Origin of the sequence: Mesorhizobium quangtriensis (assembly GCF_040081925.1) — a bacterium.
Taxonomy (GTDB): domain Bacteria; phylum Pseudomonadota; class Alphaproteobacteria; order Rhizobiales; family Rhizobiaceae; genus Mesorhizobium_K; species Mesorhizobium_K quangtriensis.
Genome location: NZ_JBEBMF010000003.1, coordinates 306,101 through 328,164, shown reverse-complemented (window position 1 = coordinate 328,164; position 22,064 = coordinate 306,101). Strand labels below are relative to the sequence as shown.

The window sequence follows — 22,064 nt, the reverse complement described above, 5'->3', positions numbered from 1 at the left end:
CCATCAGGCCTTCGCGGCCGACCGCAGATTCGCCAGTTCGCTGGTGGTCCGGGCCAAGCGCTCTGCCAGCGAGCGCATGACCTCCACGGTCACTTCGGGAAACTCCTTCAGGAGGTTCAGGAAATCCTGCTTGCCGATCCGCAGCGTCGAGACATCCGAAATGGCCGTCACCGTGGCCGTACGTGGCATGTCTCGAAGGATCGCCATTTCGCCGACGATGTCGTTGCGTTTCAGCCGCGCCACGGTCGCGATGCCTGTCGGCGTATTGATCTTCACGTCGGCCTCGCCGGAAACCAGGATGAACGCTTCGTAGCCTTCCTCACCCTCGACGCAGAGATCCTGGCCGGCCGCGAAAAGCATTCTGCTGGACGCAAGCGCCAGCAACTTCAGCCGACGCGGAGCGACGTTCGTAAACAGCTCGACTTTCGCGAGCAGCAATGCGTCTTCTTCGAGACTCATATGACCCTCCTGCTAGCGGCGGGAAAACTCATCGGTCTGTTCATCCTGCTGTCTCGTCCGAAATCAACGACCCACGCGAAAACTTCAATACCCTGTCAAAAAGCGCCGCCTGGGATTCCGTTGATGTGATCCACAATACCCCAAACCCTCCTGCTTCCGATTTTGACATGTCCAGAATGCCGCGGACAACCCTTTCCACGGTTCGGTTGTCGAGTGCGTTAAGGCCGCGGTTGACGACAAGGAACTCCGGCCTGCGCAAAAGCACGCGCGCCAAGCCAAGCTGCTGACGCTGCGACAGGGACAGACGCCGTCCGCCGGACCCGATCTCGTACTTCAGTCCACGCTCAAGAACGGCGTAGGACAGGCCTAGTTCCTCGAGGATTTCGCGCAGCAGCGCGTTTACGCGGTCGACTGCGCCCGCGCGGCTGTCCACGATACGGCCGAAGAGAATGTTATCCTGCAGCGAAGCGTATGGATTGATCTCGTCGGGATCATGGAATGAGAACTCCGCTGCTACCTCCGGCGGCAGGTTCTCCCGGAAATTCATCCGGGCGGTGACCATGGCGTCACGCAACTCGTCGGTCAGCAGGTCCAGGCGATGACGGGGTTCGTTGTAGTTCAGCGCGACGCGGATGAACCGCTGCTGGTCCATCTGGACCACATTTGCGAAATCCACACCTTCGGTGCGGCCGAGCGCAGCGCTGTAGTCCTGCAGCTTTGTCGGGTCGATAAGGTCCAACCTCTCGAGGATCTTCATATTCTCGGATACTTCGCCGAAAAGGTCGACGATGACGGCGGAGGCTTCACGGCCGAGCCGGTACAGTTTCCTGTCGAGTTCCTGGCCCGCGAGGAAATTCCAAAGCGGCGAGTCGGCCGGAAATTCACTCGGCAGCATTTCGGGCGATGAGGCTGCGCCAAAAACGATGTTCTGGAACAGCGTAAGCTGCGAGTTGAACTGCGTCAGCACGAAGGGCTCGACGTCCGCGGCGTTGTCGCCATTGGTCAGGCGCTCCTGGAAAATGCGCCGCGCATTCAGGAACATTTCCTCGCTGTCGCCCTCGGTTGCGTCCGACAGCTTGGTGCGCAAGCCGAAGGCGTAGAAATCCTCCTGCAGGTTCACTATCGCCAGCACCTGAGTGATGCGAGTGGCGAGTTCTTCCTCCGTGCTTGCGCCGACTGCCTCGTAATCGACCCAGTCGGCGTGCCGATCGAATTGCGGATTACCGGACGCCGTCGCCTCCCGCATGAGAAGCGGGCTCATCGCCCGATCCTCTGGCGCCGGCCTGAAGGGGGCGTGCCGCAATCCGCTGAGCAATGCGTCACGCGCCGTGCCATGCGCGAAGAATGGCTCCGGGCTGACATAGCCGATACGTCGGCCCGTTTCCCATTCGGGAAGCGAGGCAAGCGGCGCGGCGCCGACGCTGAGGGTACCGGCCGACGGCGCCATAAGCCTGGCGATCAGTTCACCGACGACTTCGGCGCCATCGCCCGTCGCCCCGACGGCAGCGACGTCGTCGCGCAGATCGATCGTGAGGTCGAGCCCTTCCAGAAGGGTCTTGCCGGACTCGTCCATGGCCGAGACCTGCCGGAATACAAATGGACCTTCGAGATGAGGCACCCTGTCTGTCTGCAGTTCCTGCATCAAGGGCGGCGCCAGCGGGGACACGTCGAAAGCGTTGACCACCTGCGTGTATTTCACCTGGACATCGAGGCGCTGGTAGTCCCAGTCGATCAGCTCCTTGATGGGCCCGGGCAAGTCCTTGTATGCGGCGATGACGGCGACAAGCTGGCCGATGTCCAGGTTGCCGCGGATCGCGAGGATACCGCCGCCGAGGTAGAAGACGAAGGGCGTGAACTGCGCGAGGAAATTATTTATGAACTTCACCATGAACTTCCACTGGTAGAAGTCGAAGCGGATGAAGAATATTCGCCCCAGGCGATCTGCAACGTCGGCACGCTCGAAATTGGTACTGTCGTTTAGACGGATGTCGATTGCGCCGTCGACTATTTCGCTGACGCGGCCGGACAGATCGCGCGCGGTCAACTGACGCTGGAGAGCAAGCCGGCGAAGGCGCGCCCTGAGCTTGGGGATCAGAATGGTCTGCACCATCAGGATCGCCAGCGTGACAAGGCCGAGCGCCCAGCTTTGCAGCATGATGAAAAGCAGAGCCGCGCCCGCCTGCCCCACCAGGAAGGCCGGGGTCGCGAAGGCCTCGCCGATGAAGCCGCCCAGCGGGTCGACCTCGTCCTTGATCATCGTTGCTATTTCGGAACTTCTGACGCGCTTGTAGTGCGGGAAAGGAAAACGCAGGACCCGGTCGACGAGTTGGTAGCGAAGTCGCCGCAGCATCCGCTCGCCGAGGCGGCCCTTGTAGGTGTTGATGTAGAGCTTGAACCAGCCGTTGATGATGACGTAGCCGAGGAACGCCAGCGAGAGCGCGATCAGCGCCCCCATGCGGCCTACTTCGAACCCTTCGAAGAGCGTGACGGACTGATCGCCGAAGGGATTGCTGACGACGACTGGCATGACCTTCTGGGTCGCGTCGGGCGTCTCGAAGCCACCGCCCTGGATTGGTCCGTTGACGATCTGCTTGGGGATGTCGAAGGCAAGAAAATAGGTCGGCATCGACAGCGCGACCACGATCAGAATCCATATCTGCTGGCGCTTTGAATGGCTCCAGATATACTTGAAGAGGTTCTGCTCCATCCTGTCGTTCATGCGGAACTCTTCCACGTCCGAAGCAAGCGGCCGCCAGCTTTCCCTCGCCTGCACAAGGGCGAGATCTTCACCTCAGCATGAATAAGCACTCTAGTCACTTATACGGGTCTGCGGCGTCTCGCAGGCCATCCCCGAAGAAGTTGTAAGCTAGCACCACAAGAATAACGGGCACCACCGGCCAGAGCAGCCACGGATAGAGCGCCACGGCATTGATGTTTTGTGCTTCGGTCAGGAGCACGCCCCAACTGGTGATCGGCGCCCTGAGGCCCAGCCCGAGGAAGCTCAGCGTCGTCTCGCCGAGGATCATCGTGGGTATCGCAATGGTGGCTGTGGCGATCAGATGCGACGCAAAGCCCGGAACCAGATGGCGAAACACGATGCGCCGGTCGCTGGCGCCCATGACCTGCGCGGCCGAGACATAGTCTTCTTCGCGTAGCGCCAGCAGCTTCGATCGCACCGTTCGCGCGAGACCTGTCCAATCCAGCAGACCTAGTATGACGGTTATGCCGAAATAGACGACGATCGGCGACCATGTAATGGGCAGGATCGCGGCAAGCGCCAACCATAACGGAATGGACGGCAGCGACTGGATAACCTCGATCAACCGCTGGCTGAGTGTATCGAAAAGCCCGCCGTAATAGCCGGCAAGACCGCCGATGACGATGCCGAGAACGAGACTGACGCCGACGCCCAGAAGGCCGATCGTGAGCGAGATACGCGCACCGTAGATGATGCGACTGAAGACATCTCGCCCAAGCCGGTCGGTTCCCATGAAGAAGAACGTGCCGTCCTTGGCCGGGCATACGATGCGGAAGCTTCCCTCGATCAGCCCCCAGAACTTGTAGGTCTCGCCGCTACAGAAGAAGCGTAGGGGCTGTACCTTGTTCGGGTCGGGCACGTATTCTCGTTTCAGGTTCTGCATGTTCAGCTTGTAGTCGAAGCCGTAGACGAACGGCCCGATGAACTGGCCGTCATGCATCAGATGAATTCTCTGCGGCGGCGCGTAGATGAATTTCGAATTGCGCGTTTCGAGGTTGTAGGGCGCCAATATCTCGGAAAACAGGATGGAGATGTAAAGTATTCCGAGGAAGATGCCGGAAATCAGCGCCGGCTTGTGACGGCGGAACTTCCACCACATCAGCCGCCGCTGGGATGCCTCGAACAGCTGTTTCTGCGCATCGGTGAACTGGTAGATCGCCTCCGGATCGAAAGGACGATCCGAGACGGTGTGAGGGAGCCTCGTAGCGTTCGCGGGCAAGGTCATTTGCGCACTCCTCCGCTGAGGCGGATACGCGGATCGAGCCAGGCGAGCGCTATGTCGGAAATCAAGACGCCGATGACCGTGAGCAGCGACAGGAACATCAGGAAGGAACCGGCCAGATACATGTCCTGCTTCTGCAGCGCGGCAATCAGCAGCGGTCCTGTCGTTTCGAGAGACAGCACGATCGCCACCACCTCGGCGCCGGAAATGATCGCCGGCAGCAATGAGCCGATGTCGGAAATGAAGAAGTTGAGCGACATGCGGAGCGGGTATTTCACCAGCGCCCGGAACGGATGCAGGCCCTTGGCGCGCGCGGTCGTCACATATTGCTTCTGCAGTTCATCCAGCAGGTTGGCGCGGATGCGGCGGACCATGCCAGCCGTTCCGGCGGTTCCGATAACGACGACCGGAACCCATATATGGTGCAGCACCGACATGAACTTTTGCCAGCTCATCGGCTGGTCGATGAGTTCGGCGTCGACAAGCCCGCCGATCGACGTCCCGAACCAGACGTTGGCCAGATACATCAACACCAGCGCGAGGAGAAAATTGGGTATCGCCAGTCCGAGCAAACCCAGGAAGGTGAACCCGTAGTCGCCCCAACTGTATTGTCGGGTGGCCGAATAGATGCCGATCGGAAAAGCGACCAGCCAGGTGAAGATAATGGTCGCGATTGAGACGACGACCGTCAGGAACAGCCTGTCTCCCACGACAGCGGTCACCGGCAGCTCGTAAGCGAATGAGTAGCCGAAATCGCCGACGAACATGCCGCCCACCCAGTTAAAGTAGCGCTGGATGGGCGACTTGTCGAAACCGTACTCCTTGCGCAGGTATTCGATCCGTGCGGTATCGACGGACTCGCCCTGCGCCTTCAACTCGGCGATGTAGCTTTCGAGATAATCTCCCGGAGGCGCTTCGATGATCGCAAAAATGAGTGCGCTGGTGATCACCAGCGTGGGGATCATCATCAGACATCTGCGGAAGATGTAATACAGCATTCTAAAGCGTGTCCCCGCCTAGCCTAGCCGCCGCGGCCTCGCACACCGGCGACATCACCGCCGCTTGGGCAGCGACGCCTGCATGCGAGGCGCACCGCTTCATCACTGATCCATCCAGAAGGCGTCCATCTCGTAGACGCCGAAATAACCGTAGGGCTCGAAGCTCGATATGCCTTCGGCCGGCACGTTATGCAGCTTGTTCGAGATCACGACCGGGACAAGCGTGGCCGTCACGATGCCGATCGAGAAGACCTGGTCGGCATGGATGTTCAGAATTTCCTCCCAGATCTTCTGGTGGGTCGCGGGGTCCTCGGAAGCCAGCCATTGCTTGTAGAGGTCGACCAGCTTCTGCGCCTCCGGCATGTCGATTTTCTGGCCCGCCGTCCCCTGGCTGCTGGTATAGGTACCCCACATCGGCCACTGCAGCTGATAGGGGTCACTGGGCACGAATTCCTGCGGATTGAATTCCGGGGTCGGTGCGCCGTTGTCGACGCCGGCCCAGACCGACATGTTGGTCTCGCCGGCGGCCACCCGGCTGCGGAAGATATCGCGCTGGCTGGTGCGGGTCAGCAGCTTGATGCCGAGCTGCTTCCAGTCCTCGGTCACCAGCTCGAGTACGTCCGCTTCCATCGAGCTTTCGCCGGTGCTCTCGACGATTATGTCAAGCGACCTGCCGTCGGCCATCTTGCGCATGCCGTCAGGGCCACGTGTCAGGCCAATTTCGTCGAGCAGGGCGTTGGCCTTTTCCAGATCGAACTCGGCATACGCGTTGCCCAGCTCGTCGCGGTAAAGCGGGCTGCCCGGCAGGACGGTGCTGGCGCCTTCCTTGGCCAGACCTGCGAACAGCACCTGATTGATCTCCGAGCGATCGATGCCCAGCGACAGTGCACGACGGAAGCGCACATCGCGGAAAAGCTTGCGCCAGCCTTCGTCGTTGGTGTTCAGGTTGGGATAGATGGCGACGGCCGAACCCTTGCCGACAGTCCAGAGCGTGACCGTGTAGTTGTTGCGCTTCTCGCCCTCCTTCAGGAAGGTGTAATCGGCGAAGCTCAGGTAGCGCTCCTGGAGGTCGCTCTCGCCCGAACCGGTCTTGGCCGGAATGATCGAGCTCTCGGCGATGTTGACCACGACCTGATCGACGTATGGCAGCTGCAGGCCATTCTGGTCGACCCGGTGATAATAGGGATTGCGCTTGAAGACATAGCGGCTGGACGGCGGTGCTGTCGTGTTCGTCCATGGCTGCAGCGTGGGCAGGTCGGGGTTCTCGAAACGATAGCTGCGGCCCTTGCGGATCTGGAGCCGCGTCCAGTCCTTGACCTTCTCCTTCTGCACCTCGGCATCAAGTTTCGTCGCATCGGCGTACTTGGCGTGGAACTGCTTCAGATAGGCAGAGGCGCTGTAGATATCGAGCGGCCGCGCGCCGGCTAAAGCGGGCAGGAACAGCGGATTGGGGTCTTCCCAGGTGTAGCGCACCGTCAGGTCGTCGATGACCTCGAACTTCGGCCCCTTCCCGTTGACAAGCAGTTCGGGTTCCAACCCGCCGCGATCCATATCCTTGTCGGTCAGGACGTCTTCCCACTGATAGCGGAAGTCCTCGGCCGTGAAGGGCGAGCCATCAGACCATTTGTGCCCGGGGCGCAGATGCAGTGTGAACACCCGGTTGCGGTCGTTTTCGTAGCTCAGCAGGATGTCCGGGTGGATCTCCAGCGCGCTGTCATAAGCCACCAATCGCGCGTAGCCGTAAACGGTCATCAGGCGCAGATCGCCCTGCTCTGACATGAGCGTGCGGATGGTGCCACCGCGTTTGCCCGGGGTGCGGCCCGTAGACTCGTCTATGGTCATGACGCGCGGTTCCTTGGGAAGCCGTTTAGCCTCCGGAGGCAATTTGCCCTCGCTCACCATGGTCGCCAGAAGAGGCGCCTCCTCCGCATTGACGGTGGGGGCGGCCACGATGGCCAGAAGGGCCACCAAGACAGCAAAGATTCTCATGCTCGGAACTCCCTGAAATCGGCAGCCTTGCGTGCCAGAACCTGATGTCCGCCGCCGAGATCGACGGCGGCAAGATCGTCCATATCGCCGCGGAAGGCTTCCGGCCAGTTGCCCGGGTCGGATGAACCTTTCAGCACAAGCTCGTCCAGGACGAGCGGCCGATTGAGGTCGGCAAAGGGTACGGCCTTAAGCAGTGCGCGGGTATAGGGGTGCGTCGGCGCCTCGAAGATGGCGCGGCTCGGTCCGATCTCGACGATGCGTCCAGCGGCCATCACGGCAACACGTTCGGCCATGTAGTTCACCACGGCAAGGTTGTGCGCGATGAAAAGATACGTCAGGCCCAGCTCTTTCTGAAGGTCCTTCAGCAGGTTCAACACCTGCGCCTGCACGGAGACGTCCAGCGCGGAAACCGGCTCGTCAAGGATCAACAGGTCCGGGTTCATCGCAAGCGCGCGCGCTATGCCTATCCGCTGACGCTGGCCGCCCGAAAAACTGTGCGGATACCGGTTGAGCGCATTGTGCCCGAGTTCCACCGCCGTGAGCAGTTCCTTGGCCCGCGCCATCTGCTGCGCCCGATTGCCCTGGTCATGGATCTGCATCGGCTCGCGCAGGATGTCGGCTATCGTCATTCTGGGCGAGAGGCTGCTGACGGGATCCTGGAAGACCATCTGCAGGTGGGGACGAAAAGCCTTCAGTTCCCTGTCGTCAAGAGCAAGCACATTCACCTGCTTTTCGCCATCGTCGAAAATGACCGACCCGGAATCCGCGGTGACGGCACGGGTCAAAATCTTGCTGACGGTCGTCTTGCCGCTGCCGCTTTCGCCAACGAGGCCAAGGCATTCGCCGCGCCGGATCGTGAAGCTGACGTCGTCGACGGCCCGGATGACCCGCTCTTCGCCCCCGAACAACGATGCCTTGCGCAGATGGTAGATTTTGCTCAGGTTGGACACTGTGAGCAATGGCCGGCTGTCCGGCTGCTCGCGGTGCACTTCGGTCTTCCTCGCCGTGACCATGTCGCGCTTGCCGCCGCGCAGGGCGACCAGCCTCTGGTCGGGCGCCATGTCGAAATGCGGCGCCGCGTTCAGAAGCGCTTTCAGATATTCATGCTGCGGATCACTGAATATCTCATCCACAGGTCCGGCCTCCACGACGCGGCCATCATAGACGACGACGACCTCGTCGGCGAGATTGGCCACGACGCCGAGATCGTGGGTGATCAGCAACACCGCCATGTTGAACTTCGCCTGAAGATCCTTGAGCAGCTTCAGGATCTGCGCCTGGACGGTCACGTCCAGTGCGGTGGTCGGCTCGTCGGCGATCAGCAGCGCCGGCCGGCAGATCAGCGCCATGGCGATCATGGCGCGCTGGCGCAATCCGCCCGACATCTCGAACGGATACATGTCGTAGGCGCGATGGGGATCGGGGAAACCGGCCAGCCCGAGCGTCTCCTCGGTGGCCGCCCGCAACTCCTTCCGGTTCATGCCCTTGCCCAGGGCGTGAATGCGCAGGCTCTCCTCCACCTGGTCGCCAACGGTGTGCACCGGCGAAAGCGACGACATCGGCTCCTGGAAGATCATCGAGACCGCCGAGCCGCGTAGCGAACGGACCTGCGGGCCGTTGGGCGGCAGCTTTGCCATGTCGACTACGGTGCCATCCTTCGGTCGGAACTCGATCGAGCCACCCACAATGGAGCCGTTCTTGGGCAAAATCTGCATGATGGCCTGGGCAGTAACAGACTTACCGGACCCGGATTCGCCAACAACGGCGGTGACCGCCCCCTGACAGACCCGAAACCCAATGCCCTTGACGACCTCGACCGGCGAGCCGTTTACGTCGAACGCCACCCTCAGGTCGTTGACGCGGAGAACCTCACCCTCATCCAACTCGCATTCCCCAACCCGCTTTCGATGCGCCGTCGCATCATCATGCCTAGGCCGACGACCATACGGCCATCAGCGCCGCCTGCAACCCACCACTCGTGTATCGATTTGAAACGCCGGTCCTCGTCGATCAGGACTTCATGTTCTCCGCCGCCCCTGCATAGCCTCCCCCTGCGCCGTCGAGAAAGTGAAAATGCGTATCCGACGTCACAGACGGCACGTAACATGTCAGGATTGCACTATCTTGAACGCAAAGTCCGTAGCGAAGATTTTTCGCCACGCGCTCCCCCTCAAGAAAATCGGTCAATCTGGCCAGCTCGGAGTCCCCCAACGACGCCGTCACCCTCAATCCGTCCTGGAATTTTCTATAGTCCGTGTTGAGAGAAGTAAATTCCCTGTAGTGCCGTGCGTTGAACGAACCCATGTTGATTTCGAAGCGGATGACGAACCACGAGAAAAGCGTCCAGAAGTAGACGCCGAGCTTTCGCAGCCATAGCGGATGTTCTCCCCGCATTGCGCGCGCCTCCAACCCAAGGCCTTCGGGCGGCCATGTTCCGGTGGGTCCCTCCTTCGGCATCGGCGATCCGGCGCCGGCCATCTGCATGCCGATCAACGCCAGAAGACGTTGCGCCACGTCGGAAAAGCGCCCCTCGGCGGCTTTGTCCGGCTCGGCTATGATCGAAACGATCTTGCCATGCGGCGGGGTGATCGGAGACCATCGGCAGGAAAGCCCCGTCAGATCAGGACGATCACCAGCCGAAGCCGCGGCAATCCCGTATTTGCCGGCCTTCATGAGCGTTTCCGCACGTGAAAGGCCACCGCCATGAAATGCGAAGTTGTTGATGGCGTCGGAAACACGCACTGCCTGGACGAGCACGTCGTAGCCCTCGGCACGGATGTCGGCCACGGGAATCAGCGCCGCACGCAGTTCCAGTCCCAGTTCGTCCCTCGTCCAGGCCACCATCCTGGCCAGCGCATCGGCCACGGTCTCGCGGTCCTCGGGCGCACAAATGGCAGCCGCGCCGTCGCCGCTGAAAATATACGGCAAGGTCTGCGTCCCCAGCGCATTCATCAAGGCGCTGATGACGCCCACGCCCGCCATGTTGACGGCCTTGTAGTGCCCAGCGGCGATTGCCTTGCGCGAGCTGACCACGTCGGTCACTGCGATCAGCCAGTCGTCGGGCACCCGGCGATACGACTCCTCGTCAAGCACTGCGCTGAACTCAGCGCTCACAGGGAGAGAGCGGGTGAAGTTTTCACTTTCGATGGACAATGGAGGTCCTCTGCCTTGCTATGAGCGTGCCTTGCAACAACCCAGCACCGAATTTTGCCGGAACACTAAAAAAATCACTTTGGTCTACCCACATGCTACGCTTCGGACAGACGGGCGGATTTTTCACGAAGGTTTTCATGACGGATGCAACGCTTGTAACCGGTATCAACGAGTGGCTGGTCGATCAGGCGCTCGGCGAGCCGGACGTCGTCACCATGTTCGAGGGCCTGTGCAGCCGCATCCACGGCATTGGCATCCCGCTCGGCCGCGCGAGGCTCACCTGGCCTACCCTGCATCCGCTCTTCAAGGCTGAAACCATTGTCTGGCGACGCGGCCAGACGACGGAGTTCGAGCAGTTCCTGCATCAGGAGAATGCTTCGGAAGCCTGGAACCAGAGCCCCATGAAATACATGTTCGATCATGATCTGAACGTGCTTCGCCGCAATCTGGACGGCCCGGCGAAACTCCTCGACTTCCCGGTCCTGAACGAACTGGCCGACCAAGGATTGACCGACTACCTCGTACTTAGGACCGCACTGACTATACGGAACGAAATCGATACCACCAAGACGCTCGGCATCATCGCGACATGGTCTGCGGACAGGCCGGGCGGCTTCACCAACGACGAGCTGGAGGCGATCAAGAAGATCCAGCGGCGTTTCGCGGTTGCCTGCAAGACGGCCATCCAGGCACGCATCGCCCGCAACATCTCAGAGACCTATCTCGGTCGGGAAGCCGGCAACCGTGTGCTCGCCGGATCGATCCGGCGCGGCGACGGTGCCGAAACCCGAGCCGTCGTCTGGTACAACGACCTGCGCAATTCGACGGCGCTGGCCGACACCATGCCCGGCAAGGACTTCATCCAGCTTCTCAACGAATATTTCGACGTCACCGCGACCCCCATCATCGAGGCGGGCGGCGAGGTGCTCGATTTCGTCGGCGACGGCGTACTCGCGATTTTCCCATATTCGGATGACGAACAGCAGAAAAAAGCGGTCATCGCCGCCACGACTGCGCTCACCAACGTGCTGGCCGCGCGCGACAGGCTGAACGAGGCGCGCATGGATCAGGGGCTATTCCCCATCAAATTTGGCATCGGGCTGAACACGGGAACCGTCATGTTCGGCAATATCGGCGTGTCGCAGCGCCTGACCTTCTCGGTCATCGGCCCGACCGTCAACGAGGTGTCGCGCATCGAATCGCTGACGAAGGCGACCGGCGTTGACGCGCTGGTGACTCGCGACATCGTCGCGCTTCAGCCGGAGAGCTGGGTCAGCATCGGCCGGCAGCGGTTGAATGGCGTGTCGGAGGAAATGGAGCTTTTCACCTTCGCCGAGGAGCCGGTGCAGCAGGCAATCACGGTCGAGGCGATAGAGCTGCCGCCGATCGTGAAGAACTGACGGTTTCAGCCACGTTCCAACCGCTCGATCTTCTCGCGAAAGAAGCGCCGAGGATCAGCCGCCGTGGATGCGCAGGGCGCGGATGCCGATCCAGAACAGGACCAAACCGGCAAGATTGACCAGAAGCAGCAGGTTCATCAGCCGCCGCAGCCCTTGCGTCTCCTCATCTCGCGCCACCTTCCAGTTTGTGACGGTATGGATGATCTTGGCCCGCTGCGGCAGGCCGGTCTTGTTGATCAGTTCGGGCGAACGCGCCTCGATGCGATAGCTCAGCCGGATGGCCATGATGAAGATGACGATCATGACGATCGCCCATATGCTGGCCAAAACGTAGAATGTCGTATCCAAGACTGGCCCCCGCACCGAACAGCCGCCCGGCCGGTTCGGCGATCAGTCCTGGGGCAATTGCTTCGGATACTGGACGCGCGGTGGCAGGCGGTGGTGCAAAAGTGCCAGCGCGAGAAGGCTGACGCAACTGATCAATATTGTCGGGAACAGCCAAGCGCTCTGGACGGGCGACGCAAGCGCCACCAGCGGCACCGCGCCAGCGGGTGGATGGGTGACTCGCAACAGCGCCATTCCGGCGATCGCGACGCCCACGGCGACGGCCGCTATCCACCATACTCCGGGGAACGCGAATGCAGCGGCTACGCCGAGTACGGTTGCCAGCAGATAGCCGCCGAAAATGTTCATCGGCTGGGCCAGCGGACTGGCCGGTTGGCCGAACAGCAGGACGACCGTGGCTCCGAGCGGCGCGATCAGCAGCGGCAGGCTCGTTGCAACAGACAGCCCGCCGACCGCACCGATGCCGATCATCGCTCCGGCACCGGACTTGAGGTGAGCCGCGATCTGGCCTGCCGGCTCGTGCCGGGCCGTAAAATGTCTGATGTGGTGACGCATCTTGGGCGGAACCAAAGCGAAAAGGACCGGCTCCGTTAGCAATCCCGATGCCGTGGCGGCAACGGAAGAAATTCGCTTTTTCGGGCCTGCTGGAGAAAATTCGTTGCGCCACGCGGACGGTGGGCGAAGGCCCGGCCGTCACCAGTCCATGACCACCTTGCCGGAATTGCCTGACTTCATGGCCTCGAAGCCGGAAATGTAGTCGTCCACGCCGATGCGGTGGGTAATCAGGCCGGACACGTCCAGAGGACCCTGCACCAACGCGATCATCTTGTACCAGGTCTCGAACATCTCACGGCCGTAGATGCCCTTCAGGTGCAGCATCTTGAAGATGACCTTGTTCCACTCGATCTCGAAACCGGTCGGCGCGATGCCGAGGATGGCGATCTTGCCGCCATTGTTCATGGTGTCGATCATGTCACGGAAAGCCGCCGCCGAGCCGGACATCTCAAGCCCCACGTCGAAGCCTTCCTTCATGCCCTCCTGCCTCATCACGTCGGCGAGCCTTTCGTTCGACGCATCGACCACGTGGTGGACGCCGAGCTTCTTCGCCAGCGCCAGGCGCACCGGGTTGATGTCCGTGATGACCACCTTGCGTGCACCAACGACCTGCGCCACCAGCGCGCCCATGATGCCGATCGGCCCGGCTCCAGTCACCAGCACGTCCTCGCCGACGAGGTCGAAGGACAGCGCGGTGTGCACGGCGTTGCCGAGCGGATCGAAGATCGCCGCGACTTCATCGGGAACATCGTCGGGGATCGGCACGACATTGTGCTGCGGGATCGCCACATATTCCCCGAAGGCGCCCGGCCGGTTGACGCCGACGCCAAGCGTGTTGCGGCACAGATGCCCCCTGCCCGCCCGGCAGTTGCGGCAATGGCCGCAGACGATGTGCCCTTCGCCCGATACGCGCTGACCGACCTTGTATTCGGTCACCGCCGCGCCGAAATCGGCCACCGTGCCGACGAACTCATGGCCGGTGACCATCGGCACGGGCACCGTCTTCTGCGCCCACTGGTCCCAGTTGTAGATGTGGACATCCGTGCCGCAGATCGCGGTCTTGCGGACCTTGATCAGCACGTCGTTCGGGCCGATTTCCGGCACCGGCACCTCTTCCATCCAGATGCCCGGTTCGGGACGCGCCTTAACCAGTGCACGCATCATGTTGGACATGGGCTTCTCCGGGACAAGTTGAGGATAGTCTTGAACGCATTTTGCACGATTTTGAAGCCAATATGCTGGCCATCATTATGTTGCGGCGACTGAATATAGTGTGCCTGCGGGGCGGGTTGGTATGAGCGGACAGCCATTTCGCATCGAAATGCCGGAATATCCGGTCGTCAGGGTCCTTTTCATTGCGCTTGGCGTCTTCATCATCGGCATCACGATCTACGAGCTCGGAAGAGGCGTGTGGCCGCTGAATGTCACCTCCCCGTTCTTCCTGTTTCTGATCCTCGGCGCCTGCACCGTCGGAGGACCGACGATCCTGGGCGGCCTGTTCGGCTGGTCTGCGACGTGGGACGTCACGCCCGGCCTCATCACCATTTCACTGCGCAACCCTTTCCAGAGGAAAGTCGTGCGATTGAAGCCTCCTGATGTACTCGGCCTGCAGGTCGTCGAGCGCGAATCCTCCGAAGGCGAGAACACGTGGTTCGTTCAACTGACCACCAGCACCGAGCGTTTTCAGACCTATGATCTTTCGACACGCAAGGCGGCGGAAGATTTGCTGGGACAGGTCAACCGGGCGTTCTGCAAAACTTGACCGGCTCGCGAGAAATACTCCTATCATTCAGGACAGGAATGTCAGTGCATGAATGGTCAAATTCAAGCCCGGAAGCGATGGCGCATCGGCTGCCTTTCCGCACTGTTTCTTATCATCGCGACCCCGATCATCGCGTGGAAGGTTTTCGAATACCGTTTCCGGCTCTGGCTGATCCCCGAAGACTTGAACGTTTGGTGGATCGGCTATGCTAGACAGGAAAGTTGGGGCTTCGGCCCCGGTGGCAACGAAACCGGGGTAATCGTCTATTCGTTACCCCAAGAATCCATCCGGCAAACGTTTGAACGCGGCGTCATCTAACTTAACGGACTTGATAGTGCACGGCGACGCCCGCGTGATCGCCATAATATGTTCGGAGAATGGAAACCGACGCCGGTTTTGGATGGCGAACTCGCGGAATACCCGGATATCGCCGGTTACCTTGACCGCTACGGCTTTGGTATCCAGATCAGAAAAGACGTCGAGTCTTACATCAATTCGTTGATCTCTTCGCCCGGTAGTTTTTACGCTTATGGGCGCATCGGTGTGGCAATTGTCGATCCACACGAGGGCAAGATCGTCTTTCTGGATTCTGGGTGAGCTAGCTAACCGTCTCCAGTTCCCTGCCCACCTCGCCGAACGCCTCGATCGCCCGCTCGACATCGGCCTTGGAATGCGCAGCCGACATCTGCGTCCTGATGCGAGCCTGGCCCTTGGGCACGACCGGGAAGGAGAAGCCAATCACGTAGATGCCCTTCTCCAGCATCTTTTCTGCCATTTGCTGCGCCAGCGTCGCCTCGCCCAGCATGACCGGGATGATGGGGTGATCGGCGCCGGCGAGCGTAAAGCCGAGCTTCGTCATGCCGGACCGGAAAAGCCCGGCGTTCTCGTACAGGCGCTTCCGCAGGCCATCGCCGTTCTCGACCAAGTCGAAAACCTTGAGCGACGCTCCAGCAATGGCGGGCATCAGTGTGTTGGAAAACAGATAGGGCCGCGAGCGCTGGCGCAGCCAGTCCACCACCTGGCGTTTGCCAGACGTGTAGCCGCCGGACGCACCGCCGAGCGCCTTGCCCAGCGTGCCTGTGATGATGTCGATACGGCCCTCGACGCCGCAATGTTCGGCCGAGCCGCGACCGTGTTTGCCGACGAAGCCGACAGCGTGGCTGTCGTCCACCATCACCATCGCGCCATATTTCTCGGCGAGGTCGCAGACGCCTTCCAGATTGGCGATGATGCCGTCCATGGAGAAGACTCCATCCGTGGCGATCAGCTTGAAGCGGCTGCCTTCGGCCTTCTTCAGTTCTTCCTCAAGCGCCGCCATGTCGTTGTTTGCGTAGCGAAAACGCTTCGCCTTGGAGAGCCTGACCCCGTCGATGATCGACGCATGGTTGAGCGCGTCAGAGATGATAGCGTCTTCCTCGCCGAGCAGCGTTTCGAAAAGGCCGCCATTGGCGTCGAAGCACGAGCCGTAGAGGATCGTGTCCTCCATCCCCAGGAACTGCGAGATCTTCGCTTCGAGTTGCTTGTGTTCCTCCTGCGTGCCGCAGATGAAGCGCACTGACGCCATGCCGTAGCCGTAGCGGTCGAGCGTAGCTTTGGCCGCGTCGCGCAGTTCCGTGTTGTCGGCAAGCCCGAGATAGTTGTTGGCGCAGAAGTTGAGCAGCTTTCGGCCGCCAACCTCGATCTCGGCCGACTGCGGCGAAGCGATCACGCGCTCGGACTTGTAGAGCCCGGCAGACTTCAGCCCGTCCAGTTCGGACGAGAGGTGTTCCAGAAACGCGTTTGTCATCGACGGCCAGCCCTGCATCACATCAGCGCGGACTTTTGCGCGAAGGCGTCGAAAAATCTATGACAAACGCGACGAAAAAGCAGAATGGGCGAGACGTGGGACCTCGCCTCGCCCATTCCTTCGCCCTTGCCACCAAGCCCTATGACAAAGGTGAGCCTATGATTTCGATCCCGTTGCGCGCGCAGGCCTCGTAAAGCGCGATGATCATCGCCGGCGTCGGCTCGACCTGTGGCGGGAGGCCGGCGGATGTCGCGGGTTCTGCCATCTCGCGGATCATGTTCTCGAAATCGCCGCCCGAGGTGATCGTCAGGCAACGCGCGCCTTCCGGAGATTCGACCCTGAACGAATGCGGCTTGCCTTTCGGGGCCAGCACCGTTTCGCCCGCCTTGGCCACGCTTTCCTTGCCGTCGATATGGATCCGCATCTCGCCTTCGAGGATGTGAAAGACCTCATCTTCGTTGCGGTGGATGTGCAGCGGCGGCGACTCGCCATACGGCATGTAGTGCTCGACGACGCTTACCCTGTCCTCGCCTGCGTTCCAGGATACGCGGATTTTCACCAGCGTTCCCTTGAACCAGAACATGTCGCCCGGCTTGCCTATCGTCGTGTGCATCGTCATTCGGCTTTTCCCTCGTCTTTCATCTACGCGGGAATAAATAGGCCGATGCTGTAACCGCCCGAATGCGACCGTGTCGGGAATCGTATCGGCGGCTGAAACAGTCTGGTTAGACCAGATCCAGCGCCGATCGCGAAAAAGCCCGGAAAAAGCAAAACAGACCGATAACCATTCGAACGGATTGCGAACGGTTCGCGGCCGCGACGGACCCTCCATCGACATGCCGTTAACCCTTCTCGCGCAATGGGTTATGTCATGCAATCTCCGGACCGACCGCGCAAACCGTTCATGCAGCAGCAGCCCGCCAGCACCAGTTCGCGGCGGCTGATTGCGCTGATCAAGGGTGCGTACTGGTTTGCGCTGCTGGTCATCGCCGCGATCACCATGGCGTCTTTCGTCATGCTGCAGCAGATGATGGCGGCGCAGCAGCGCGACGACTCTCTTCTAACCTTGACCAATGCGCAGAAGGCGCTTTCGCAGCGCGTGGTGTTCCTCGCGGGCGCAATCGGCGACTCCCAGCACAAGGATCGGCTGGCGCTGCTCGCCTCACTGCGCAAGGCCGTGACTGAATTCGAGGCCAATCAGGATGTCCTGCTCGTCCGGACGGCTGCCGACGCGCGGTCCCAAGGACAACTCGATGGCGAGTCGCTGGAAGGTATCCTCTACGGCAGCCCGTACCATCTCGATCTCTACTCGACGGAGCTTGCGGCGAATGGCTGGCGCTTCATCTCGGCACTGGAGACCGAGCTTGGCGTGAAGGGGTCGGACTATCGCGCAGGCAAGGAGCGGGCAATTCTCGACGAAACCGTCGCCAACGCCACGCTCGATGGCTTCACGGCGCTCGGCAACCGCATTACCGCGCAGGCGAACGCCCGCCTCGACAGCACGCTTTCGTTGCACAGGACGCTCTTCTACTCGACGATCGGCGTTATCATCCTTGTCGCCCTGTTCGTCTTCCGCCCGATGTCGGACGTCATCCTGCGCAGGACCGATGAGCTGATGGACGCGCGCAACTCGATGGCCTTCCTCGCCGTGCACGACGGCCTGACTGGCCTGCACAACCGCGCCTTCCTCACGGACCATTTCGATACGCTCATCAAGGGCGCCCAACGCCGCAACGAGCGCATGGCGGTGGTGCAGATCGACCTCGACCGCTTCAAGCAGATCAACGACACGCTCGGCCATGCGGCGGGCGACTTCGTGCTGGTCGCCACAGCGCAGCGCATGCGTGAATCCTGCCGAGCTTCCGACATCTGCGTACGGCTCGGCGGCGACGAGTTCGTCATGATCCTCCAGGGTGCGGGCAGCACCGAAGACATCAACATGGTGGCCAAGCGCATCATGACCCGCATCAACGAGCCGATCGTGTTCCAGGGCGCCACGATCCTGCCCGGCGCAAGCGCCGGCATCGCCGTCTATCCGGTCGATGCCGACAACGCCAAGGACCTGGTCGTCCACGCCGACCTCGCCCTCTACAATGCCAAGAAGCAGGGCGGCGGCGGGTTCTCCTTCTTCTCCGAGGAATTGCGCCTTGAACTGGAGCATCGCAAGCAGCTCGAACACGATCTGCGCGTGGCGATCGAGCAAAAGTCGTTCCAGGTTTATTTCCAACCCCAGGTTTCGCTGACCACCGGATCGATCGCCGGCGTAGAGGCCCTCGTCCGCTGGAAACACGAGACGCGCGGCATGATTTCGCCCGGCGAGTTTATCCCGGTCGCTGAAAAGTCCGGCCTGATGGCGGATGTCGGTCGCATAGTGATCGCCAAGGCGATTACCGCAGCGGGAGAGTGGTACCGCGCCGGGCTGCAATTCGGACGGCTCGCGGTCAACGTCTCCGGCACCGAACTGCGTGAAGTCGATTTCGACAGGTTCCTGTTCGAGACGCTCGAAGCATCTGGCCTTCCGCCGCAGAAACTCTCGCTTGAAATCGTCGAGTCGGTCATCCTCGACGATGAAAAGACGGGCATCGCCGCCAAGCTCCGGCACATCCGCTCGGCGGGCGTGCATCTCGAACTGGACGATTTCGGCACCGGCTATGCCTCGCTCAGCCACGTAAATCCGAACGAGATCGACAGGCTGAAGATCGATCGTCGCTTCGTCCAGAACATCAACGCCAACAGCGACAACACGAAGATCGTGCGCGCCATCACCGAGCTGGCGCGCGGGCTGGGCATCTCGATCATCGCCGAAGGCGCGGAGACCGAGGAGGAACTGACGTCGCTGAAATCGATCGGCTGCGACCAGGTTCAGGGTTACTCCATCGCCTTCCCCATGCCGACCGAGCAGGCGCAGGAATGGCTGGCGCTTCGCAATCCGAAGAAGCCACAGCTTACCGTCGTCCAAGGCAACCGGGCCTGAGACCATCCTCGGCCGCAAGCTGGATCATTCCCGCTGCTCGGCCGTCGTGGTAGCGGACTGGAATGATCGAACCGATTACCAAAAAGGTCGAGCCATCCGTCCTGGCGCTCAACAACGAGCACGCTGAAGAACTATCCTGGCTGGAGCCGGCGGAGTTGGCGCATCTTGTCGCGCGGGCATTTCGTGCGCCGAGGATCGGCAACCTCGAAGCCTTCCTGATCGCCTTCGACCAGAACGCCGACTACGACAGCCCCAACTTCCTCTGGTTCAAGGCGCGCTATCCACGCTTTGTCTATGTCGACCGCATTCTCGTCGCACCGGAAGCGCGCGGGCGCGGCCATGCCCGCAGCCTCTACGACGACCTTTTCGGACGGGCGAAGCTGGCCGGCCACGCTATCGTCGTCTGCGAAATCAACGTCGATCCACCAAATCCGGTTTCGGAAGCCTTTCACGCAGCCCTCGGCTTCTCTCATGTCGGAGACGCCGTGATTCATGGCGGCAAGAAAGCGGTGCGGTACTACGCCAGGCTGATCTAGGTCGTTATTTCCACGCAATTCCGGAGGGAAACCGCTGCGCACTTTTCCCGGAATTGCTCTAGACGCGCATCCCGAGCCGCACCGCGTCGTAGATCGCGGCATGGATGTTGCGCGCCGCGACCGCGTCGCCGATGCGGTACAGGATGAAGCTCGCCCCGCTGTCTGTCGCCGGGAAAACGTCACCATCGCCCGAAACCAGTCGCTCGTAGTCGATAGCACCTTTGTTTTTGGACAACGGCTTCAGCGACAAATAGAGGTCGTCCAGCGGCAGCGTGCCGTGCTCGACCACAACCTGGTCGACACGGCGCTCGCCGCGCCAGCCTTCCGCAAAGTCCGAAGACAGCACTGCGACGAGCAGGTTGCCTTCGCGGCGCACCGAATGCAGGCGCGTGTTGATGGTGATCGTGACGTCCTTTTCGTGAAACGCGCGCATGTAGGGCACGTGGTTCATGCCGCCCATTTCCGGGGCGAAGAAGCGCTCCGGGGAAAGCAACTCCAGTTTCGCGCCCGCATTGGCGATCAGTTCTGCAGCCGTCATGCCCTGATGGCCGCCATTGTCGTCGTAGAGCAGCACATTCTCCGCCGGCTTGACCGCGCCTGAGACGATATCCCAGCTCGATGTGACGAGATCGTCACCTGCTTTCAGCGGAGGGTTCTGCGGCAGGCCGCCGGTCGCGATGATGACGATATCCGGCGAGAGCGAAAGAACATCATCCTGTTCCGCCCAGACATCATAGCGGATGTCGACGGCAAGCCTTTCGAGTTCCGCCAACCGCCAGTCCACGATGCCGATCAGTTCGCGCCGGCGCTGGTTCTGCGCTGCGAGCCGCACCTGCCCGCCGGCTTGCCCGGAAGCTTCCAGGACCGTCACCTTGTGCCCGCGCTCGGCGGCAACGCGCGCCGCTTCCAGTCCTGCGGCGCCGGCGCCGACCACAACAACCCGCTTCGTCGCGCCCTGCGTGCGGACGATGATCTGGGGAATCGTCGCCTCGCGCCCGGTCGCGGCATTGTGGACGCACAGCGCTTCACCGCCCTCGTAGATGCGGTCGAGGCAGTAGGTCGCGCCGACACACGGCCGTATCTCGTGTTCGCGCCCTTCCATGACCTTCCGCACGATATGCGGATCGGCGATGTGGGCGCGCGTCATGCCGACCATGTCGAGCTTGCCGGACGCAATGGCGTGGCGCGCCGTCGCGACATCGGAGATGCGCGCCGCATGGAACACGGGAAACTTCGTCGCCTCCCTCACCGCGCCGGCAAAGTCGAGATGCGGCGAGGAGCGCATGCCCATGATCGGGATGACCTTGGTCAGCGCCGCGTCGGTCTCGATGGAGCCGCGAATTATGTTCAGGAAATCGAATTTACCCGAGGCAGCCAGGCGACGCGCGATCTCCACGCCTTCTTCCTTCGACAGTCCGGCAGCGAAATCCTCGTCCGCCACCATCCGGATGCCGACGATGAAATCCTTGCCGACGGCGGCGCGCACGGCATCGATGACGCGCCATGTGAAGCGCAGGCGGTTTTCAAGCGAACCGCCATATTCATCGTCGCGATGGTTGGTCGCAGGCGACCAGAAGCCGTCCATCAGGTGGCCGTAAGCCTCGAACTCGATGCCGTCGAGCCCGGCTTCTTTCATGCGCTGCGCGGCCGACGCGTAGTCCGCGACGATGCGCTCGATATCCCAGTCCTCGGCAGTCTTGGGAAACGCCCGGTGCGCGGCTTCGCGAACCGGAGAGGCGCTGAGTACGGGCAGCCAGTCCGCCTTGTTCCAACCGGTTCGCCTTCCGAGATGGGTAAGCTGGATCATGACCTTGCAGTCGTGCTCGTGGCAATCATCCGCAAGCTCGCGCAACCAGCGCACGATCTCGTCGCGATAGGCCTGAAGATTGCCGAAGGCGGCCGGGCTGTCGCGCGACACCAGCGCCGAGCCAGCCGTCATCGTCAACGCCATGCCGCCCTTCGCCTTTTCGGCATGGTAGAGCCGGTAGCGCCCCTTAGGCATGCCGTCTTCGGAATAGGCTGGTTCGTGGCTCGTCGACATGACGCGGTTCTTCAGCGTCAGGTGCTTCAGTTGAAATGGCTGCAGGATGGGGTCGGCGTTCATAGGCTATTCCCTGGGTCTCATCC

At 61.3% G+C, this 22,064-nt stretch carries 19 protein-coding genes; 6 read left to right on the top strand and 13 right to left on the bottom strand.

Going from position 1 to position 22,064, the window contains the following annotated elements:
* Positions 1-3: 3 nt before the first annotated feature.
* The 7 genes from ABMA32_RS17330 to ABMA32_RS17300 form a co-directional block, all read right to left on the bottom strand.
* Positions 4-459 (bottom strand): cyclic nucleotide-binding domain-containing protein, encoded by a 456-nt coding sequence (locus ABMA32_RS17330; RefSeq protein WP_349015061.1) that lies wholly within the window; start codon positions 457-459, stop codon positions 4-6.
* A gap of 40 nt (positions 460-499) precedes the next feature.
* Positions 500-3,178, bottom strand: coding sequence for an ABC transporter transmembrane domain-containing protein (locus ABMA32_RS17325; protein WP_349015060.1), 2,679 nt, complete (start codon positions 3,176-3,178; stop codon positions 500-502).
* Between the two features lie 94 nt (positions 3,179-3,272).
* The gene (locus tag ABMA32_RS17320) at positions 3,273-4,442 is read right to left on the bottom strand and encodes an ABC transporter permease (RefSeq protein WP_349015059.1); all 1,170 of its coding nucleotides are present in this window, start codon (positions 4,440-4,442) and stop codon (positions 3,273-3,275) included.
* Entirely contained in the window at positions 4,439-5,437 is a 999-nt protein-coding gene (locus ABMA32_RS17315; RefSeq protein ID WP_349015058.1) for an ABC transporter permease, read from the bottom strand. The genes ABMA32_RS17320 and ABMA32_RS17315 overlap by 4 nt, the downstream gene beginning before the upstream one ends.
* A gap of 102 nt (positions 5,438-5,539) precedes the next feature.
* A complete protein-coding gene (locus ABMA32_RS17310) occupies positions 5,540-7,426 on the bottom strand; it encodes an ABC transporter substrate-binding protein (RefSeq protein ID WP_349015057.1) in 1,887 nt (628 codons plus the stop codon).
* Positions 7,423-9,309 (bottom strand): ABC transporter ATP-binding protein, encoded by a 1,887-nt coding sequence (locus ABMA32_RS17305; protein ID WP_349015056.1) that lies wholly within the window; start codon positions 9,307-9,309, stop codon positions 7,423-7,425. The genes ABMA32_RS17310 and ABMA32_RS17305 overlap by 4 nt, the downstream gene beginning before the upstream one ends.
* Positions 9,310-9,436: 127 nt before the next feature.
* Positions 9,437-10,579 carry a DUF3095 domain-containing protein gene (locus ABMA32_RS17300; protein ID WP_349015055.1) on the bottom strand — a complete coding sequence of 381 codons (1,143 nt, stop codon included), beginning with the start codon at positions 10,577-10,579 and terminating at the stop codon, positions 9,437-9,439.
* Positions 10,580-10,716: 137 nt separating this feature from the next.
* Here ABMA32_RS17300 and ABMA32_RS17295 point away from each other — a divergent pair, with 137 nt between their 5' ends.
* The gene (locus tag ABMA32_RS17295; RefSeq protein WP_349015054.1) at positions 10,717-11,979 is read left to right on the top strand and encodes an adenylate/guanylate cyclase domain-containing protein; all 1,263 of its coding nucleotides are present in this window, start codon (positions 10,717-10,719) and stop codon (positions 11,977-11,979) included.
* 54 nt (positions 11,980-12,033) lie between these two features.
* Here ABMA32_RS17295 and ABMA32_RS17290 read toward each other — a convergent pair whose 3' ends face one another.
* From ABMA32_RS17290 to tdh, 3 genes are all read right to left on the bottom strand, one after another.
* Entirely contained in the window at positions 12,034-12,327 is a 294-nt protein-coding gene (locus tag ABMA32_RS17290) for a hypothetical protein (protein ID WP_349015053.1), read from the bottom strand.
* Between the two features lie 42 nt (positions 12,328-12,369).
* Complete coding sequence (locus ABMA32_RS17285; protein WP_349015052.1) at positions 12,370-12,879, bottom strand: HPP family protein; 510 nt, start codon at positions 12,877-12,879, stop codon at positions 12,370-12,372.
* A gap of 138 nt (positions 12,880-13,017) precedes the next feature.
* Positions 13,018-14,052 carry an L-threonine 3-dehydrogenase gene (gene tdh, locus ABMA32_RS17280; protein WP_349015051.1) on the bottom strand — a complete coding sequence of 345 codons (1,035 nt, stop codon included), beginning with the start codon at positions 14,050-14,052 and terminating at the stop codon, positions 13,018-13,020.
* 121 nt (positions 14,053-14,173) lie between these two features.
* Here tdh and ABMA32_RS17275 point away from each other — a divergent pair, with 121 nt between their 5' ends.
* The 3 genes from ABMA32_RS17275 to ABMA32_RS17265 are packed head-to-tail and all read left to right on the top strand — an operon-like array spanning position 14,174 to position 15,238.
* A complete protein-coding gene (locus ABMA32_RS17275) occupies positions 14,174-14,641 on the top strand; it encodes a hypothetical protein (RefSeq protein WP_349015050.1) in 468 nt (155 codons plus the stop codon).
* A gap of 48 nt (positions 14,642-14,689) precedes the next feature.
* Positions 14,690-14,959: a hypothetical protein gene (locus ABMA32_RS17270; RefSeq protein ID WP_349015049.1), complete on the top strand. Its 270-nt coding sequence runs from the start codon at positions 14,690-14,692 to the stop codon at positions 14,957-14,959.
* Positions 14,960-15,007: 48 nt separating this feature from the next.
* Positions 15,008-15,238 carry a hypothetical protein gene (locus ABMA32_RS17265; RefSeq protein ID WP_349015048.1) on the top strand — a complete coding sequence of 77 codons (231 nt, stop codon included), beginning with the start codon at positions 15,008-15,010 and terminating at the stop codon, positions 15,236-15,238.
* Between the two features lies 1 nt (position 15,239).
* On the opposite strand, the gene ABMA32_RS17260 is transcribed toward ABMA32_RS17265, so the two are convergent.
* Both ABMA32_RS17260 and ABMA32_RS17255 read right to left on the bottom strand, forming a co-directional pair.
* Positions 15,240-16,427: a glycine C-acetyltransferase gene (locus tag ABMA32_RS17260; protein ID WP_349015047.1), complete on the bottom strand. Its 1,188-nt coding sequence runs from the start codon at positions 16,425-16,427 to the stop codon at positions 15,240-15,242.
* Between the two features lie 139 nt (positions 16,428-16,566).
* Positions 16,567-17,046: a cupin domain-containing protein gene (locus ABMA32_RS17255; protein ID WP_349015046.1), complete on the bottom strand. Its 480-nt coding sequence runs from the start codon at positions 17,044-17,046 to the stop codon at positions 16,567-16,569.
* Between the two features lie 285 nt (positions 17,047-17,331).
* On the opposite strand from ABMA32_RS17255, the gene ABMA32_RS17250 reads away from it, so the two are divergent.
* Positions 17,332-19,401 (top strand): putative bifunctional diguanylate cyclase/phosphodiesterase, encoded by a 2,070-nt coding sequence (locus ABMA32_RS17250; RefSeq protein ID WP_349015045.1) that lies wholly within the window; start codon positions 17,332-17,334, stop codon positions 19,399-19,401.
* A 62-nt stretch (positions 19,402-19,463) separates the two neighbouring features.
* Complete coding sequence (locus ABMA32_RS17245) at positions 19,464-19,937, top strand: GNAT family N-acetyltransferase (protein WP_349015044.1); 474 nt, start codon at positions 19,464-19,466, stop codon at positions 19,935-19,937.
* A 58-nt stretch (positions 19,938-19,995) separates the two neighbouring features.
* Here ABMA32_RS17245 and ABMA32_RS17240 read toward each other — a convergent pair whose 3' ends face one another.
* Positions 19,996-22,041, bottom strand: a complete 2,046-nt coding sequence (locus tag ABMA32_RS17240) for an oxidoreductase (RefSeq protein ID WP_349015043.1) — start codon at positions 22,039-22,041, stop codon at positions 19,996-19,998.
* Positions 22,042-22,064 lie beyond the last annotated feature (23 nt).

Coding starts and splice junctions, on each gene's coding strand:
- ABMA32_RS17330 (WP_349015061.1), bottom strand. CDS start 459: ATGAGTCTCGAAGAAGACGCATTGCTGCTCGCGAAAGTCGAGCTGTTT.
- ABMA32_RS17325 (WP_349015060.1), bottom strand. CDS start 3,178: ATGAACGACAGGATGGAGCAGAACCTCTTCAAGTATATCTGGAGCCAT.
- ABMA32_RS17320 (WP_349015059.1), bottom strand. CDS start 4,442: ATGACCTTGCCCGCGAACGCTACGAGGCTCCCTCACACCGTCTCGGAT.
- ABMA32_RS17315 (WP_349015058.1), bottom strand. CDS start 5,437: ATGCTGTATTACATCTTCCGCAGATGTCTGATGATGATCCCCACGCTG.
- ABMA32_RS17310 (WP_349015057.1), bottom strand. CDS start 7,426: ATGAGAATCTTTGCTGTCTTGGTGGCCCTTCTGGCCATCGTGGCCGCC.
- ABMA32_RS17295 (WP_349015054.1), top strand. CDS start 10,717: ATGACGGATGCAACGCTTGTAACCGGTATCAACGAGTGGCTGGTCGAT.
- ABMA32_RS17285 (WP_349015052.1), bottom strand. CDS start 12,879: ATGCGTCACCACATCAGACATTTTACGGCCCGGCACGAGCCGGCAGGC.
- tdh (WP_349015051.1), bottom strand. CDS start 14,052: ATGTCCAACATGATGCGTGCACTGGTTAAGGCGCGTCCCGAACCGGGC.
- ABMA32_RS17275 (WP_349015050.1), top strand. CDS start 14,174: ATGAGCGGACAGCCATTTCGCATCGAAATGCCGGAATATCCGGTCGTC.
- ABMA32_RS17270 (WP_349015049.1), top strand. CDS start 14,690: ATGAATGGTCAAATTCAAGCCCGGAAGCGATGGCGCATCGGCTGCCTT.
- ABMA32_RS17265 (WP_349015048.1), top strand. CDS start 15,008: ATGTTCGGAGAATGGAAACCGACGCCGGTTTTGGATGGCGAACTCGCG.
- ABMA32_RS17260 (WP_349015047.1), bottom strand. CDS start 16,427: ATGACAAACGCGTTTCTGGAACACCTCTCGTCCGAACTGGACGGGCTG.
- ABMA32_RS17255 (WP_349015046.1), bottom strand. CDS start 17,046: ATGACGATGCACACGACGATAGGCAAGCCGGGCGACATGTTCTGGTTC.
- ABMA32_RS17250 (WP_349015045.1), top strand. CDS start 17,332: ATGCAGCAGCAGCCCGCCAGCACCAGTTCGCGGCGGCTGATTGCGCTG.
- ABMA32_RS17245 (WP_349015044.1), top strand. CDS start 19,464: ATGATCGAACCGATTACCAAAAAGGTCGAGCCATCCGTCCTGGCGCTC.
- ABMA32_RS17240 (WP_349015043.1), bottom strand. CDS start 22,041: ATGAACGCCGACCCCATCCTGCAGCCATTTCAACTGAAGCACCTGACG.